This window comes from Vibrio sp. 10N.286.49.E11, assembly GCF_041469505.1.
In the GTDB taxonomy this organism is placed as follows: Bacteria; Pseudomonadota; Gammaproteobacteria; order Enterobacterales; family Vibrionaceae; genus Vibrio; species Vibrio crassostreae_C.
In genome coordinates this window covers 41363-58977 of the sequence record NZ_JBFRKQ010000026.1, presented here as the reverse complement: position 1 = coordinate 58977, position 17615 = coordinate 41363, and the positions used below count along the sequence as shown (strand labels likewise).

Sequence of the window (17615 nt, the reverse complement as noted above, 5' to 3'; positions counted from 1 at the left end):
CTTAAGTGAACGGCATTAGCTCAAGTGGGTCGTCTTTTAAACTCGCTAAAAAGGCGACAACGAAAGTACCTAACATTACTGTTGCGACCAGAATCAGTGCACTGTATACCCACGCCACTTTCGCCCAGCGGCGTCGTTCTTGAAATTTCGCTACCTGTTCCATAGATGCCACAGGAACCGCATCATCTTTTGAAGTCATAGTGTGACTAGCCATCTGCCTTCTCCTTTATTCCAAAAATTTTCTGCAGATAAACTACTGCCAATGTAATGAATGCCAATATCAATGCCGCTGCGCTCGCCATACCGATTTGTGGCGTGCCACCCGGTGGAAATGCGTTGTGGTAAACGTAGTACGCCATAGTAATACGTGACTCGAGAGGTGCAGCTGAACCCAGCAGAGCAACTTGGTCAAACATCTGTAGCGTACCGATGATCGAGAAGGTCACGACAACGAATGTCACAGGAGCCAATTGAGGAATCGTAATATTCCAGTGTTGTTGCCACTTGTTAGCCCCATCAATGTGCGCGGCTTCATATAGCTCACCAGATATGCCTTGCAAGCCCGCCAAAAAGAGCAACATGAAGGTTGGAATCGTGGTATAGATATTCTGAATCACGATAGCCCAGAGTGTTAATGGCATTGGACCAACATGGTCACGCGTGTTCAGCCAGTTAACCTCAACCACATCTTTCGTGACTTCAATCCACCCCATTGCACTTGCAATAAAGGTTGCGATGCCCGCCACAATCACAGAGAGAATTGCCCATGCCGGGTCGAACCAGCCAACAGGCAGTCCTTTAATACGGTCTTTGGTAACCAAAACAAATTGAGATGCCACCGCTATCAGCACGAAACAACTGATGTGCGGATAGTGATTCACTACGTCCGTAACAAAGCCGTTTAGGTAACCGTTTTTTTGGTAGAACCAAATGAAGATTAACGTTACCGCAGCACTAGAAAGAATGCTTGGTAAGTAAAAAGCCGTTCTAAAGAAGCTTTTCGCACGAATCTTTGAGTTAACTAGAATCGCTAAGCCTAGTGCTAATACCGTTTGAACACAGGTTACGATGAGAGAGAACCAAATCGTATTTGCCAATGACAGTAAGAACAAGTCGTCGGAAAGCAACGCCTTGAAGTTAGCTAAGCCAACCCAAACAGCGTCACTGAACAGATCGTACTCAGTAAAACTAAAGTAAACTGTACGAACCAATGCATACAGAAAGAACACCACTAAAGTCAGTACAAATGGCCCTGCCAAGAGCCATCCGTAAACTTGTTGGCGTAAACGTAAAGAGTTCATCGTTCGCCCTACTACTTAGCCGTCAATACATCGTATTTTGCTTGTGCCATTTTGAGCGCTTCTTTTTGCGTCATTTGACCAAGCAGTACAGAGTTCAAGGCTTCATTGATCGGAGTCATCCAAGCCGTGCCGTAATCACCAAACGCAAATGGTTCAACGTTACCTTCTAGAGCACCTTTAAATACTTGTTTCGCCAACTCACTTTCTGAATCTTCAACTTCAAAGAATTTAGCGTCACTTAGAGATTTGCGGCTAGGTAGTGCAAGGCCAGAGTCCAATACCCACTCTTGCGCTTTTTGACTAGTAAGGATCTGAACGGCTTTTTGAGTTGCTTCTACGTTTTTGCCGTCTGCATTTACGCCCCATGCAACAGTAAATAGAAGATTGCCGCGCTTACCGGTTTTCGGATCGGTTGGCATTAGTGTTGTGCCGTAAGGAAGGTTTGGCGCTTTGTCACGTAAGTAACCACTGATCCAGTTACCTTCAAGCGCTACAGCCGTTTCTTCTGTACCAAAACAACCACCACCCCAGCCCTGACCTAAGTCTGTTGCCAAAATGCCAACTTCATCTTCTGATACAAGGCCCGTGTAAAAATTGAATGCACGCTCGAAGTTCTCATCCAGTACGGTTTTGCCTTCTTCATTGAAAGGTTTCCAGCCTGTCGCAAGTGCGAATGGAGCAAAACGCGCGTAATCAGGCATAACACAGATACCTGATACTTCATCACCTAGCTCATCTTTCACCGCGATCAGTTTTTTACGTAAATCTTCCCAAGAATCGCTATTTGTTGGGTAATCAACGCCTGCATCATCGAAAATATCTTTGTTATATTGCAGCGCGATCGTATTGAAATCCTTAGCAATTCCATACTGTTTACCATTTGACGTAAACGCGCTATTTAGGCTTGGAATGACTGCAGAGCTCACATTAGCGAGTGAATCACTGTTTGCTGCTACCTTGCCAGAATTAACGAGGGTATTAGCAAAAACCACGTCAACGTAGAATGCGTCTGGTGCAGTACCAGCCGATAAAGAGTTGGTTATAAACTGAGAGAAGTCACCTTCTACCGCTTGGTATTTAACGCTTAGCCCCGATTTTGCAAAATCGTCAGCTAATACTTCTTTGACCAAGTTATTCAATACAACGACATCATTACCACCCCAGCCAGCAATAGTAATTTCTGTTTTTTCAGTTGCGGTTGCAGACAGGCTTGCAGCAAGTAGGGATGCTGCCAATATTGTTTTTTTCATGTTGCCCTCAGTTCATTAATTTCAAAATCTGAGGGTATTATGCACACTTAACGTAAACGCTTACGTTATTCCGGTCACATTTTCGTTGTTGTTAAGTTACAGTAATCCATTTTAGTGATCTTGCTCTTATTTTGGCCAGATATTGGGCTTCTCCAACAGAAAAAACTATAAAAAAGCCTCTATTTTCTTAATCTCATAACTTAACACATCGCAATAACGTAAAGTTTTCTTTATTGAATAAAAAATGGGTATACCTTTCGATATACCCATGTTAATAAAATTAATATTGTTGGTTTACGTCGATTGCCCGAGCTTCAGAGTTATAGGAACTACAGCTCCTACTGGCTGCTCTCCTAACATAGCAAGCTCAAGCATAGAAGCTGCCTTGGCTGCTATTTTGTCCGTATCTTGAACAATTGTAGTCAGCATTTTTGAAATTCCCGGTAAACCATCATAACCAACGACAGAAAAGTCTTCCGGTATCTTGTAGCCTCGATCCTTTAACGCAGCAATGACCCCCAAAGCCGTCTCATCACTCTCACAAACAAACCCTTGGTGGCGCTCGAGTTGTTGCTTATCCATAGAAACAAAGTAACGATATGCGGCAATCTCTCCCAGTGGATCATGCCCAGTGCGCAATTCACGTATAGGTAGCGCATTACTCGCCATGACCGACATATAACCTTGATGACGAAACTGATAACCATCACCATAAGTTGTTGGTGTTACGAAACAAATGTCGCTTAACCCTTTATCAACTAGGTGTTGCGTCGCTTCCCGACCACCGTTGAAATCATCAGGAGCAACCCAGAAGGACCCTTCGCTCATACCAATACATACGAATGGCAAACCCAGTTCTTTACAGGTTTCAACACGTGGGTCATTGGTAGTCATACCAAGTAAAATCGCACCACCAACTTGCTGTAATTCAACTTCCCCAAAGCTCACAGGTAACAAGTTACGACCAGAGTTACGAATTGCAGCTGATAGTGAAGGCCAAAGCATTCCCAAATAACGAGAAGCGTAGAAGTCTATCGGCCCAAGAGATATAGCAATGGTATTTTTATGATTTCCCATTAACTCTCGCGCAGATGTACTCGGCACGTAACCCAAATCCTTACAGATATCTAAAATTCGTTTACGTGTTTTCTCGCTGATACCAGGTTTATTATTCAAAGCTCGACTAACCGAAGCTATTGATACACCCGCGATTTTTGCGGCTTCATGTATAGTTGTTTTCTTTAAGTCAGTCTCTGTTTTAGATTCGCTCACATTAACACCTTCACCACCTACGTAAACTTTACGTTCATTATGTCCTTATTAGCATAGCTTTCAAGTAAAAAAACGTAAACAGAGACTATCTCTTGAGCACCATCACGGAATAACAATGATAAAGTATAGTTATATCAATTACCTAGCTTCGTAAATGACAATAGTTTGAACTTTAACTCTAAATATTAGTTTATGAATAACTTAAATATCTAAAGCCCCTTCATAGACAGAACCTTAAGCACTAAGCTCAGCGTAAATTCCGTCTAACATAATGTTTTCTTTAGACTTCCTCTGCGCGGACTTTTGAGCGTTCCTTGATATAACTGGTAGCCCATTCGATTTTATTGCTGATTTCTGACCATGCGCCGTGACTGATACATTCAAATATTGGAAACAGCCAGACATCCACATTTTTTGCCGCTTTAAACAATGAGACCGATGGCATTATCTGAAGCGCAATACTACGCCTAATGATCAGCGCAAGTAAACTGGCCCAGATGAGCCCATCAACGATGGCCTTTTGTGCGGTGACAAATCGTTGCCAGTTGGTGTGAGACTTTAACTCTTTAAAAAGCAGTTCCACCTGCCATCGACAGCGGTAGATCGCCATGATGTCATCGGCAGTAAAGGTGTCTGAAGGTAAGTTAGTTATCCAAATGCAGAATCGTTTTTCTTCAGCAAACCATCGTAGCACGACTCTAAACTCTTGTTTACCTCGACGGACTTTTAGGTCAAGGACCTGCGAACGGTTGGTACCTCGAGTAATGTCTTTCAGCTTCTTCCCTTCTAGCTTAGGCAGCAGTCGCCCCTTGCCGTTCCTTGCCTCAATAATCATAGGGTTCAGAGACTTAGCACCTCGGACAATATAGAATCCGCCATGCTGTTCAAGCTCTCGAAAGAAGTGGAAATCAGGATACCCTGCGTCAGCTAACAGCAATTTGTTGTTCATCGTTTTGGGCTCAGGTAAAAAATCTCTTTCTGATGCCGTATCAGCGCTGATGTTCATCGCGACTGGAGAAAAGCTTTTCAATGACATTGTCATATGACATTCAACCGCTGCAGGGTTACGTTTAAATCGACTCGGATAAACATCCGCCAGGTCACGATGGATGTGGAAAGAGCTGCCATCTTGAAGCAGTACATCATCAAAGGTGTCGAGCTTATTTGGTAGACCGACATTCTGCTGGCGAGCAAATTGAGCTATTGCTCGCATAACAAGTTGCCGCATGAAATTAGGAAACTCATTTTTCCTCAACTGGTTATGGTAAGGCTTGTATGCCACGGCACCTTCAGGGCTCAAGCACATCCCATTGAATTGTCGCAGTAAATCCGCAATGGAAGTGCAGTTTCCTTTGCTTAACGCGGCCACTAAGCTAATGACTAGCTGCTCGGGTAATATCGCCCGACACCGTTTCATCAGGCCTGTACTTTTCGCCATTTTTTGGAGGGTGTCAGCATTAAAGAATTGCTTAAATTGCTTCTGTAAGGAGATAATCGTCATCGGCTTCACTATTGATGTAGGTAGTTTGTTTGGCGACGATTATCTGATCATAAATGAAGCCTTTTTTCTATCTAAATAAACAAGTTAGCTCTTAAGATCCTGTCTATGTAGCTATACTAAATTCTGCTTAAGCTTTTCTTCCAACGCATGGATACACAGCTTGATGGCGATAGGCGTATTTGAAGCGAATGGATTTAGCGCATAAACCGTGTTGGTGGGTAATTCAAAGCTTGGCAGCACGTCGACAACATCACCAAATAACTGAGGAATGCAGAAATCTGGAATCACACCGATACCAACACCTGATTTAATCAGTGCAAGGCAACTGTGGAACGAATTGGTGACGCAACTAGCTTGCTGTTGGTAGACAAAGTCCTGCTCAGTTTGAGAACTAAAATGATGAGTCACCTGCTTTCCCTGCCAAGAGTTTGCAATGTAAGGAATCGATTCAAGCTCACGTTCACGCATGCTTTCAACGCCACATAACACATCTTTAAACTCACCTAACCTCTTCTGCTTTAAGTTACTGTCACGAGAAGTTCCTACTCGTACTGCGAGATCAATATCGTGTTCCATGAAGTCTAGATGCTGATCGTCGCTTATCAGTTCTGGCTTTAACTTCGGATATTGCTTCATTAGATCTGCAATGACGGGTACGACGAGCAAGTCCATCAGAGCATTCGACGCCGTAATACGAATCCGACCTTGGGGCTCTTCTAGCTCAGCTTTCGCCATATCCCAAGCCGATTCAGCGATCACGTTGATGTCTTTGCAACTCAAATAAAAACGCTCACCCATACTGGTCAGAGATTGCCTGCGTGTTGTGCGCTTAAGAAGAGAAGCGCCTAGCTCTTGTTCTAAGATTTTGAGGTGCTGACTGACGACAGATTTAGACAACTCAAGCTTTTCAGCCGCAGCTGATACTGAACCCTGCTCTACGATATGAGCGAAAATCGACATCTGCTTTAGCTTACTCATTTTATTGTTCTCTTTTTACAAACAGTATTTTCTATTATCTCTGTTTTTCAAATCAATTTCCAAGACTAAACTCAATTCAACTTATCGAGATACCAAATCAAAAAGACAGTGCTCGAAGCAAGACTGTTATGGAGAAAGACAATGTTAGACAACCAAATTTTAGAAGCATGTAAGCAAGGCATTAACGCGTGGCAAAAAGCTTTCAACAGCCAAGATGCGAAAGGTTGTGCCGATCAATATACTGAAAGCTGTGTAATGGAAGCGCGTCCATTTGGTACTTTTGAAGGTCGAGAAGCGATTCAAGCGTTTTGGCAAGGTATCATAGACCAAGGCTTCAAAGACGTTGATTACACTGACGTGAAATGGGAAGAGCACCCAGAAGGCGGCTACATCCTTACTGCTAGTTGGACAATGAATAAAGCATTTGGTGTTGTACACCGTGAACACTGGGCAGTACAAGAAGATGGTAAAGCTCGTCTTGTCAGCGATGACTTCGAAGTTCAAGGTGAACGCTAGAGCTGTAATTAACAGCTAGAAGCTCAAAAATAGAAACAGAAAACAAAAAGCCAGCAATCCAAATGGACTGCTGGCTTTATAATGTTCACTCTTGTCGCCCTTTCACTTGGTTTGAAGGTGATTGAGTGACTCTACACAATCACTCAACACGCTCATCATTTCAAATCAAAGTGTCTGGTAAGACAGAACAAATACAAGTCAAAGTTACAGTGCTGCTTTCTTCGCTTCTGTAATCCAACCATCGAACGTGCTTTGGTTCGCTTTGATCCAACCATTTACGTGCGCTTCGATATCCGCAGAGCTGTTCTTACCTTTACTCATCATCATGTTCTGAGCACTTACATCATTGATGTTAAGCTTGATTATTTCGAAAAGCTTCGCTGCTGATGGGTTGTTCTTAGCAAACTCTTTATTCGCAATAATGCGCATTGAGTTCATTTCGAAGCCGTAGTTTTTACCATTAGACAAAGTAGTATCAACATTCGCACGCTCACCAGGTAGTGAAGAGAACGGAACTTCTAGCCATACTACATCTTCGTTAGGCACCAATACGCCACTTACCCAGTAAGGTGTCCATGTGTAGTAAAGGATTGATTCACCCTTTTGGTAACGAGAAATCGTGTCTGCGATGATTGCAGCGTAGTTACCTTGGTTGTGAGTCACCGTATCGTCCAGTTTGAACGCTGAAAGTTGATGTTCAATCACCATCTCACAACCCCAACCTGGGTTACAGCCTGTTAGATCTGCTTTACCATCACCGTCCGCATCAAACAGCTTCGCGATTTTTGGATCGGTTAATTGACCAATGTTAGTGATGTTGTACTTTTCAGCCGTTTTCTTATCAATTAGGTAACCTTGAGCAGCGCCGCTTACATATTGGCCTTCACGGTAGAATTTCTCATCACCACCAGCCATTGTGTATTTGTCAGCATGAAGCGGGAACCAACCTACTGTTAGGAACGTTGCATCACCCTTTGCAATTGAAGTGTAACCTACGTTGTAATCCACTTCTTGAGTTGATTTCACGTCATAACCCAGTTCTTCTAGAGCACGGTTAACGATCAATGTTTGGAACGTCTCTTCCGCTACAGACGATTGAACAGGCTGAACTGATACGCCCTCACCCGGTAGGCTTGCTGCCCACACGTTAGTCGATACCGCTAATGTAGAAACGATGCTTACTGCGAGTTTACTCTTCCATGAATTATTCATTAGTGTTTTTCCTTAATTGAAGTTCTGATTTGTTACCGCGATTAAGTACATTCAGTACAAGGGAAACAGGTCCCATGCGATACCAGCGTAATTTTGTATTACCAGCGTTGACACCCAGTACTTGGGTGATGCGGTCTAATAAAATGGCTAAGATAACGATACCTAAGCCACCAACAGCGGCCAGTCCCATATCTAAACGGCCAATACCTCTCAGTACCATTTGACCTAAACCGCCTACCGCAATCATTGATGCGATAACCACCATAGATAGCGACAACATCAGTGTTTGGTTCACGCCCGCCATGATAGTTGGCAATGCAAGTGGCAGTTGAATTCGGTAAAGCATCTGCTTTTTGCTTGCACCGAATGAGTGACCCGCTTCGATCAATTCTTCCGGTACTTGCTGAATACCCAAGATGGTCAAACGCACAACAGGAGGAAGTGCGAATATGATGGTCACTACTACACCCGGAACGTTACCGATACCAAACAACATTACGATCGGTACTAAATAAACGAAGGCTGGTGTGGTTTGCATAGCATCCAAAATTGGGCGCACGAATTTGGCTGCCGTGTTACTTCGGGCGAGCCATATACCCATGGGTAAGCCAATCAATAGACAAAAGAATACGGATGTCATGACCAGTGACAGTGTGGTCATTGCTTCAGACCAAGCACCAATCAGGCCAATGAAAGTCAAAGATACGGCCGTTGCAACGCCAAGCTTCAAGTTTGAAAACTGCCATGCGACTAAAAACAGAATGATCAACATGAATGGGGCTGGCGTAGACACCAACGCCGTTTCAAATGAACTTAGAATAAAATCGATAGGCACACGGATCGCTTGAAATAATGGGCGTCCGTGCTCAACTAACCAATTCAGTCCAAACTCTACCCAAGTGTCGACAGGCAAAACTGCCTCTGCAAAAGGGTTCAGTGGATCAAAAGGTGTCGCTTCAACTGTTTCGCTGCTTAACCAATCTGCTGATGGTGAGGTATCAGCTGCTTGACCCCAAGGATCACTTGCAGGTTGAGCTGCAGGAGCCGATTGAGACCATGGGGCATTATTTGTTTGTTCAGACGACATGATCTACCCCTTATCCAATGTTTGTAACAGTCGTGACTTAGTTACCACGCCAAAGTAATTACCTTGCTCATCCACAACAGGCACTGAGTAAGGCACACCACCAACTAGGCCAAGCACATCATTGATTGGTAAATCAGGGTTCAGCGTTAATCCATCATCGAGCTGCGCGCTGACGAGTGATTTGTTCTCTTTGTGAGCTTTACGAAGCGAGTCAATAGAGACAATGCCGGAGTAACGGCTGCTCTTCTCAACTACGATGCCGTATTCGCGGTCGTTATCCATTAAAATTTGCAGAGCGGACGCCGGGCCATCGTGTTCTGATTTTTTAAATACCGCGGCTGGCTTCTTACGCGCAATGTCTTTCACAGTAAGCACGCTTGCCACGTTCACACCGCGGAAGAAAGCTTCGACATAATCGTTGGCTGGGTTATTAAGAATATCGTCTGGAGTACCTACTTGAACCACTTCGCCATTTTGCATAATCGCAATTCGGTCACCGATACGCATCGCTTCATCCAAATCATGCGAGATAAAAACAATGGTTCGTTTATCGTCATTTTGAAGGCGAATAAGCTCATCTTGCATTTCTGTACGAATCAAAGGATCGAGCGCCGAGAACGCTTCATCCATCAACAAGATATCTGGGTCACATGCTAGTGCACGAGCCAAACCAACACGCTGCTTCATACCACCAGATAGTTCATCTGGGTAAGATTCTGAATATGCGCCAAGGCCAACACGTTCAAGTGCTTCAAGTGCTGACTGCTTTCGTTGCTCAACTTCAACACCCGCAAGCTCTAGACCAAATGCGGCATTCTCGATGACCGTCATATGCGGCATCAAAGCGAAATTTTGGAAAACCATCGAGATGTTGTTGCGGCGAACTTCGCGGAGTTCATCTTCTGAGATGTGGGCAATGTCTTTGCCTCGAAGAAGCACATTGCCTTTGGTTGGTTCGATCAAGCGGTTAAGAAGGCGTACTAGGGTTGATTTGCCAGATCCTGACAGTCCCATTATGACGAAAATCTCGCCTTCTTGGATACTAAGAGAAACATCGTTAACGCCGATCGTTAGCCCTGTTTCTTCGAAAACTTTATCTTTATTTGCGCCTTCATTAATCATTGTAAAAGCACGGTCGGTGTCTTCACCAAACACCTTGTACAGTCCCTTAACTTCCAGTATGGGATCCATGTAATCTAATCCTTTCTCAGTTATTTAAACTTAAATTGGTTATTTAAACCCGAAAAACAATTAGCACTCTAAGTAATTGACACGTGTAAATCAAGGTTCTTCGCTCGGTAAAACAAGGCAACAGACTGAAACCAGACCAGCAACAACAAGACCAAAAAATAAGCAAAAACAAAGCAAGCTACTGATAATAAAAGGGATAAATTAGATAAGCGTACGGCCAATATTATGTATTACGTAGTCGTAGATTATTGAATATTAATTTTACATTAGAGTAATTAATAGGCTGAATGAACCAACAAAAGCCATAATTAGTTCGTGCACAAACAATTCGAATACGAACTATTTATTAAGCTTTCATGATGTTTCCGAGGCGAAAGTTCGCTCGATAAAAAATATAAGATCAACTCTCAATCTCTACCTAAAAACCAAAGGTCAACCGGCTAAAGTCAGCGAGTTGAAATCAACCTTTTCAACCAAGAATTTTAATACGTCACACCAACTGTGATACTTGCTGCAAACTGTCAATTGGTGATTATCTAAGCTGAGCTTCAACTTGTAGAGTGCTCATTGCTGAGCCATTCTTTATAAAAGAAATAAGCATTTTCCCGTGACGAAATAGAGAAAAAGACAAGGAATTCGAATGATAAAAATGTTGGTGTGTGACTTTGACGGTACGCTTGATGGAGGCTCATCTCACGGTGTTAACCAGCTATTTGATTACCTCACAGAACAACCTGATATTCGCTTTATCATCGCGACAGGAAGAACATTACCTTCGATTCGAATGGGTTTAGAATCGGATAACTACCCGAAGCCACACAGTATTATTAGCGATGTGGGCACCAAAATTCATCATGTTCATTCCCAAAAACCAGACCATGTTTGGCATAACCAACTGGAAGCTTCTTGGAACAAATCAAGGGTAGAGACGGCTCTCGCCCCCCTTGATTTTATGGGTGAGCGGATAGAGAACCATCAAGGCGATTACAAGATCACTTTTGAAGGAAAGCTTTCAGAGCCTCAACACGAACTGATTGAATCTAGTTTGGAGATCCACGGATTAGATGTTCACCTTACTTACTCTCATGATTGGTACTTAGATATCACACCAAAAGGCGTTAACAAGGCGACTGCGATTCACCACCTACTCGAACAACACGATTTGAGCGTTGCAGAAGTGTGCGTCGCAGGTGACTCAGCTAACGACACCTCAATGCTCACCATTGAAGGCGTAAACTCGATACTGGTTGCTAACCATTACCCAGAGGTTGCTCACCTATCGGATAGAGACAACGTATACACGAGTAGAGCAACACATGCTGAGGGTGTCTTAGAAGGCCTTAAATACTGGCAAGGACGTGCAGCAGCGGGTAATTAGAAATAAGGACTGCTCCCTACTTGCTATCCTTATTTCCAACCGGGAAGCCAATGATCCTTGTCGGTGAGATCCCGCCAGTTGATGTCTTCCTCACGTTTGGTCATCACCGCTTCTATTAAACAACGAATGACCTCCCCTTCTTCAAACTCGACCTCTGTGACCATGAAGTGTTTTTCTTTCTTTATTGGGCTAACGGCCGTCCATTTACTGCGAAGTAGTTTCTTTGGATTGATTCGATTCATGAGCTTATTTCTCGCTTAGATGTCATTGATTATTATGGGATGTCTAGCCGACATTGAGTAATAGTCTTCATCGCAAGAAAAGGATCAAAAAAAGCCAGCGATTAGGCTGGCTTCATTCAGTTAGCTATTACTTGTTAAAGATTAGCCGTTTTTAGGTGGATCAAATGCCGTGAGTTCTAATACTGGACCTGTGTATTTTTCAATCTTCACAAGCGCAGAGTTTGCAGCACAGCCATTCGCCAAACGAGAAGTCGGGATATCTAACGTAAGCACGTTACAGCCACCGTTTTTACATAGGCCTGTCTCTTTATCTAAATCAGGCCAACCGCCTTCATGGATACATACAGAGCCTTGTTTGATGCCGTCCGTCACTAATGCACCCACCAATACTTGTCCACGACCATTATGTGCACGAACCAAGTCACCCGTTTTAATGCCTCGAGCTTTCGCATCTTCAGGGTGAATTGAAATCGGCTCACGGTCTGCAATCGCATACTCTTCGCGGATCTTCGCGTAGTTGAACTGGCTATGCAGACGGTGCGCGGCGTGCGCTGTCATCAGTTGCAGTTCGCCATCTTTAGCGTTGCCTGTGTACTCTGTTGGTTCTAACCAAGTTGGGTGTGCAGGGCAATCATCTAGTTGGTAACCTTCAATGGTTCTTGAGAATATCTCGAACTTGCCACTTGGTGTACCTAGTGGGTTCATGATTGGGTTCTCACGAAAATCAGCGTAACGAACAAACTGTGCGTTCTTCTCGTTCCACTTCATCTCGATCAACTGATTATCTTCCCAGAACTTGCTGAAGTTAGGCATTACGATACGCTGACCACGACCACCTTGCTGTGCGGTTTTGTAGAAACCATACAGCCATTCCATCTCGGTCTTGCCTTCGGTGTACACATCACGACCACCCGGAGCAAGTAACTCAGACATGTCCGCAAATACATCGAAATCGTTGCGAGCTTCACCTTGTGGCTCAACCACTTTCTTCATTGGCACTAAGTGTTGGTTACTGTAGTCACCCGTCATCGTCATATCATTACGTTCAAACGATGTAGTAATTGGCAGAACAATATCCGCGTGCTTAGCTGCTGCTGTCCAGTAAGGTTCTGAGATAACAATCAGCTCAGGCTTTTGCCAAGCTTTGATCAAGCGGTTGGTATCTTGGTGGTGAGTAAAGTTCGCACCGCCTGCCCACCAGATCATTTTGATCTCTGGGAACGTTAGGTTGTGACCATTGTGATGGTAGATTGAACCCGGGTTTTCTAGCGCTTCAACAATACGCGCTACAGGGAATGCGTTCACAGATCCTGAAACAGCCCAATCGTTACCCGCCGAAGAACCACCGCCAAGTGACGCTGAAATCGCAGGAAGTACGCCTGCATCACGAGCAGGGTTACCACCGTTTGAGTAGTGGTAAGAAAGACCGAAACCACCACCAGGCAAGCCAACTTGACCTAGCATTGTCGCTAGCGTAACCAACATCCAGTGACGTTGTTCACCGTATTGTTGACGCTGCATACCCCAGCCAGACATCAGCATAGTACGGTTCTTACTGAAGATATCCGCAAGTAGCTCAAGCTGCTTCACTGGCACACCACAGATCTCAGACGCCCACTCAGCAGATTTTTCTACGCCGTCTTCCTTACCCATCAAGTAAGCTTCGAATACGTCGTAACCTGTTGTGTATTTACCCAAGAATTCTTTATCGTGCTTGCCCTGTTTCACTAACGTGTGTGCGATACCCATCATCATGGCTACGTCAGTCATTGGGTGAGGAGCAATCCACTCTGCGTTGTCACCAAAAAACTCGATAGTCTCAGAGCGCATTGGGTCAATCGCAATCACTGTCTTGCCCGACTTCTTCAACTGGTGGAAGAACTCAAGACCTGCACAGTCGGTTGAGCTCCAAGCGATCTTCAAGGTGTTAATTGGGTTTAGGCCCCAAAGTACCACCACATCACTGTGCTCAAGGATAACTGGGTAAGTCGTCTGCTGTTCATACACCTCAATCGAACCCACAACGTGCGGCATGATAACTTGCGCAGCACCTGTTGAGTAATCACCTAAGTGACCAGAGTAACCACCAGCCATGCTCATGTAACGTTGTAGAAGCGTTTGCGCTTTGTGCAGAACACCACTTGAACGCCAGCCATAAGAGCCTGCGAATACAGATTCCGCACCGTGCTCTTGACGAATACGTGAGTGTTGTTGGTGAATCAATTTGTACACTTCATCCCAAGAGATACGAACAAATTCATCACTACCACGTACACCTTCAGGTGCAGATGGGTTAGCCAAGTAGCCTTTACGAACCATAGGGTACTTAACACGCGCTTTGGTGTGTACTTGATCAGGGCCTGTGGTCTGCAGGCTATTTGGAACCGTTTGTGCCAGTGCATTCGTCGTCGACACTAACTTGCCATCTTTCACTTCACACAGCATTGGTCCCATACGACCTGATGTTAGAACACCAGAACCACGTTTGTCCGAAGCAATTGCGCTCATCGGCGTCAAAGATGTGAATGCCAACGCACCAGCTGTAATACCTGTGCCTTTCATAAATCCACGACGTGTCATATTAGTCATAATTTTATCCTTCTAATTCTCTTTAGTGACCAACAACGTCTTTCGCGTGGTTTTGGAAGTACTTAGTCAGCAGCTCAAGGTTTTGCTCAGAAATGTCTGTACGGTCGCCCATACTTTTCGCAACAGGCCCCCAAGCATTCACAGTGAAGTGGTTTGAAGGAATTTTCGCGTGACACGTTGCACAGTAAACGTTGTCCAACTCTTCTGCGTAAGACCAGATTGGGTCTAGTTTATCGACAACTGGAGAAGTGATATCACCCGTTAGCGCAACTGAACGCCACTCGTTACCATAAGCATCGGCTTTATAGTCACCAGTAGTCAGTGCTTCTTGACCTTTGTCTGTCAATGTCGCAACGATTGCACGTTGGCCTTCACCGAAGTAAAGCACTTGCTCTGCACCTTTCATTTGGAATGCATTCAAAGTCACAGTACGGTTGTCGCCTTCAGCCTTAACCACTTGCAGTTCTGCTGTTGGGTTTACACTGCCGAAGTCACCCATTGCGATATCGGTTACTGGGTAAACCACTTTCGCATCTGCTGGCGTGTTTTTCGTAAATGCGATCAGGGTATCGAACGCTTTGCTATCTAGCTGAGCTTCAGGAGCAAAATGTGCAACGCCTTTGTGACAATCGATACACGTTTGGTTATTTTCACGACCATAAGCATGCATTTTTGCTGCATCACGAGATTGCTCGAACTCTTCCATTGCATCGAATTCGTGACAAGAGCGACAAGTCGCTGAGTCATTCTCGCGGAATTGAGCCCAAACTGTCTCAGCCATCTCTTCACGGTGTGCTTCATATTTCTCAGGCGTGTCTATCTTACCTGAAATAAATTCGTGGTAGATGTCTTTGGACGCTCTTACTTTGGTGATCACGTAGTCAATCGGATCAGTTGGAATGTGGCAATCGGCACATTCAGCTCGAATGCCTTTTGCGTTACTGAAGTGTACAGAACCTTGGTATTCTTTGTGGGGTGCTTCCATTGTGTGGCAAGAAACACAAAACTCAGTGCTCGATGTATAGTGCATAACGGCTGCAGTTCCCCCTAAGGTTAACCAGCCAATACCTATACCAACCGCCGCTATTAGTGCGATATAACGTTTTTTTATTGTCATAATTCTTAATCATCTTCAACAATTGGTTACAATTAAGATCAGAATAGTACTTTAGGGGTAGATCAGTTTGATTTGGATCATAAATCGCATTCTGAGGAACAAAAATTGAACCTTTATGAGAACCCAAGGTCACTTCACGAAATTATTCCCCACCAGATACAATCACCCACCAAATAAGAGGCAGCGGTTAAATATTCATTATTGATTAATCCAACATCAACGAGACAAAACGGCTTTCTAAGTCAAAGAAGTAAATTGTAAATCTATTACAATATTGGCTATCTATTTTTCATAAACTCCTCACTCAATGAGCCAAACAGAATTCCAACAAAAAATAGCGAGTTTCACTGCCATCGAACAAGCGCTTGATTACTTTGAGATTGGCTTTGATAGCAAGTTCATCGACCAAAATAGAGTCGAGCTTATGAAACGCTTTAATGGTTATCTGATCCTGTCAAAACCCGATGATTGGTTCTCTGGACGAAGAGCGCTGAAAAACGCTTATTGTAAGGTTCAACGCAGCAAGTTAGATCGCCACACACGTTCAGCCTGTCGTGGGTGTACAACTTGTCAGCGTCGATAGATAGGAAGTACTGCTCAAAGTAGAGAACTAAAAAGTAGATAGTTGAAATAACATCTCATTCCGATTTAGTTAGTGGTTTGCTCGAAAAAAAGTGTGCTAGTCTTACGGCAACTCAACTACGAGATAAAAACTACAATGAAAATTTTCAGCAATTTCGAAAGCGGCAACATTCACGTCGTTTCTGCAGATTCACCACAAAACATTCAACTGACTATCCCAGCAGACTACCAAACTGAAATCTCTCAGTGGTTTCACTTCCGCTTAGAAAGTGAAGCTCAACAAGCTCACCACTTTGAAATCGGTCAATTGGCAACATCTGCCTACCCTGAAGGCTGGAAAGATTACGATGTAGTTGCATCGTATGACCGTGAAGAGTGGTTCCGTATCCCATCTCAGTTCGATGGCGATACATTAAGCTTCGATATCATCCCTGAACACGATTCAATGTACTTCGCGTACTTCGCGCCGTACTCATACGATCGTCACCAAGATCTTCTGCACAATGCTCAAACGCACCCTGCTTGTAAGCTTGAAACTCTAGGTCAGACGCTAGACAACAACGACATCACTTTGCTAACCATCGGCGAGCCAAGTGAAGAGAAGAAAAACATCTGGGTTATTGGTCGCCAACACCCTGGCGAGACGATGGCTGAATGGCTGATCGAAGGCCTGCTACAACGCCTACTTGATGAAACAGATACGGTTGGTCGCTCTCTTCTAGACAGCGTTGTGTTCAGAGTTGTACCAAACATGAACCCAGATGGCAGCATCCGCGGTCACCTGCGTACTAACGCGATTGGCGTAAACCTGAACCGTGAATGGCAATCACCTTCTATGGAACGCAGCCCAGAGGTATTCCTTGTTCGCGAGCGTATGCTGGAAACGGGCGTTGACCTGTGTCTAGATATTCACGGCGACGAAGCGATTCCATATAACTTTGTAGCAGGTAGCGAAGGCACACCTTCTTACAACGAGCGCATCGCGAAGCTAGAGAGCCACTTCAAGCAAGCACTGCTCACTATCACGCCAGAGTTCCAAGATGAATTTGGTTACGATAAAGACGAACCAGGCAAAGCAAACATGACAGTTGGCACAAACTGGATTGGTGAGCAATTCAAGTGTTTGGCTTACACCGTCGAGATGCCATTTAAAGATCACATCAGTCACGCTGACGAACTTTACGGCTGGTCTCCAGAACGAAGTGTCGCGTTTGGTCACGATATGCTAGCCGCAGTTTGGGCTACAGTAGACGAGCTATAAGGCGAACTAAGCTCATTAGCTTTACCTGTATCGCCTTTGGTTTATAAGAATCTGGGCTATAGATAGAACAAAGCCCAGCACTTGTGAAAGTGCTGGGCTTTTTAATATCGGCTTGGATGAGTGAATCTAACTTTAAAA

Annotated in this window: 15 protein-coding genes and 1 pseudogene; 4 read left to right on the top strand and 12 right to left on the bottom strand. The window is 44.3% G+C overall.

The window, feature by feature from the left end:
• Window position 1: 1 nt before the first annotated feature.
• The 6 genes and pseudogenes from AB4167_RS04600 to AB4167_RS04575 form a co-directional block, all read right to left on the bottom strand.
• Complete coding sequence (locus AB4167_RS04600) at window positions 2-214, bottom strand: hypothetical protein (RefSeq protein WP_372136203.1); 213 nt, start codon at window positions 212-214, stop codon at window positions 2-4.
• A complete protein-coding gene (locus tag AB4167_RS04595) occupies window positions 207-1301 on the bottom strand; it encodes a carbohydrate ABC transporter permease (RefSeq protein ID WP_017060358.1) in 1095 nt (364 codons plus the stop codon). Before AB4167_RS04595 ends, AB4167_RS04600 begins: the two co-directional genes overlap by 8 nt.
• Window positions 1302-1312: 11 nt before the next feature.
• Window positions 1313-2551: an extracellular solute-binding protein gene (locus AB4167_RS04590; protein WP_136982396.1), complete on the bottom strand. Its 1239-nt coding sequence runs from the start codon at window positions 2549-2551 to the stop codon at window positions 1313-1315.
• Between the two features lie 294 nt (window positions 2552-2845).
• Window positions 2846-3823 (bottom strand): LacI family DNA-binding transcriptional regulator, encoded by a 978-nt coding sequence (locus AB4167_RS04585; protein WP_136982397.1) that lies wholly within the window; start codon window positions 3821-3823, stop codon window positions 2846-2848.
• A 234-nt stretch (window positions 3824-4057) separates the two neighbouring features.
• A pseudogene (locus AB4167_RS04580) lies at window positions 4058-5324 on the bottom strand (IS4 family transposase).
• A 111-nt stretch (window positions 5325-5435) separates the two neighbouring features.
• Window positions 5436-6302 carry a LysR family transcriptional regulator gene (locus tag AB4167_RS04575; RefSeq protein ID WP_372136202.1) on the bottom strand — a complete coding sequence of 289 codons (867 nt, stop codon included), beginning with the start codon at window positions 6300-6302 and terminating at the stop codon, window positions 5436-5438.
• Between the two features lie 141 nt (window positions 6303-6443).
• Between AB4167_RS04575 and AB4167_RS04570 the strand changes: the two genes are divergently transcribed.
• Window positions 6444-6818: a nuclear transport factor 2 family protein gene (locus tag AB4167_RS04570; RefSeq protein ID WP_372136201.1), complete on the top strand. Its 375-nt coding sequence runs from the start codon at window positions 6444-6446 to the stop codon at window positions 6816-6818.
• A gap of 204 nt (window positions 6819-7022) precedes the next feature.
• Here AB4167_RS04570 and proX read toward each other — a convergent pair whose 3' ends face one another.
• From proX to proV, 3 genes are read right to left on the bottom strand one after another with little or no spacing between them, the layout of a single operon-like run.
• The gene (proX, locus tag AB4167_RS04565) at window positions 7023-8030 is read right to left on the bottom strand and encodes a glycine betaine/L-proline ABC transporter substrate-binding protein ProX (protein WP_372136200.1); all 1008 of its coding nucleotides are present in this window, start codon (window positions 8028-8030) and stop codon (window positions 7023-7025) included.
• Window positions 8023-9117, bottom strand: a complete 1095-nt coding sequence (gene proW, locus AB4167_RS04560) for a glycine betaine/L-proline ABC transporter permease ProW (protein ID WP_372136199.1) — start codon at window positions 9115-9117, stop codon at window positions 8023-8025. Before proW ends, proX begins: the two co-directional genes overlap by 8 nt.
• 3 nt (window positions 9118-9120) lie before the next feature.
• On the bottom strand, window positions 9121-10308 hold the full coding sequence (gene proV / locus AB4167_RS04555; protein WP_048614446.1) for a glycine betaine/L-proline ABC transporter ATP-binding protein ProV: 1188 nt from the start codon (window positions 10306-10308) through the stop codon (window positions 9121-9123).
• A gap of 640 nt (window positions 10309-10948) precedes the next feature.
• Between proV and AB4167_RS04550 the strand changes: the two genes are divergently transcribed.
• Complete coding sequence (locus AB4167_RS04550) at window positions 10949-11686, top strand: HAD-IIB family hydrolase (protein ID WP_102321519.1); 738 nt, start codon at window positions 10949-10951, stop codon at window positions 11684-11686.
• 29 nt (window positions 11687-11715) lie between these two features.
• On the opposite strand, the gene AB4167_RS04545 is transcribed toward AB4167_RS04550, so the two are convergent.
• The 3 genes from AB4167_RS04545 to AB4167_RS04535 form a co-directional block, all read right to left on the bottom strand.
• Window positions 11716-11928: a TIGR02450 family Trp-rich protein gene (locus AB4167_RS04545; protein ID WP_017071930.1), complete on the bottom strand. Its 213-nt coding sequence runs from the start codon at window positions 11926-11928 to the stop codon at window positions 11716-11718.
• A gap of 141 nt (window positions 11929-12069) precedes the next feature.
• Window positions 12070-14517 (bottom strand): molybdopterin guanine dinucleotide-containing S/N-oxide reductase, encoded by a 2448-nt coding sequence (locus AB4167_RS04540; protein WP_372136198.1) that lies wholly within the window; start codon window positions 14515-14517, stop codon window positions 12070-12072.
• Between the two features lie 22 nt (window positions 14518-14539).
• The gene (locus tag AB4167_RS04535; protein ID WP_017060332.1) at window positions 14540-15634 is read right to left on the bottom strand and encodes a NapC/NirT family cytochrome c; all 1095 of its coding nucleotides are present in this window, start codon (window positions 15632-15634) and stop codon (window positions 14540-14542) included.
• Window positions 15635-15941: 307 nt separating this feature from the next.
• Between AB4167_RS04535 and AB4167_RS04530 the strand changes: the two genes are divergently transcribed.
• Both AB4167_RS04530 and AB4167_RS04525 read left to right on the top strand, forming a co-directional pair.
• On the top strand, window positions 15942-16217 hold the full coding sequence (locus AB4167_RS04530) for a nitrogenase-stabilizing/protective protein NifW (protein WP_102333174.1): 276 nt from the start codon (window positions 15942-15944) through the stop codon (window positions 16215-16217).
• Between the two features lie 135 nt (window positions 16218-16352).
• On the top strand, window positions 16353-17477 hold the full coding sequence (locus AB4167_RS04525; protein WP_136974637.1) for a M14-type cytosolic carboxypeptidase: 1125 nt from the start codon (window positions 16353-16355) through the stop codon (window positions 17475-17477).
• Window positions 17478-17615 lie beyond the last annotated feature (138 nt).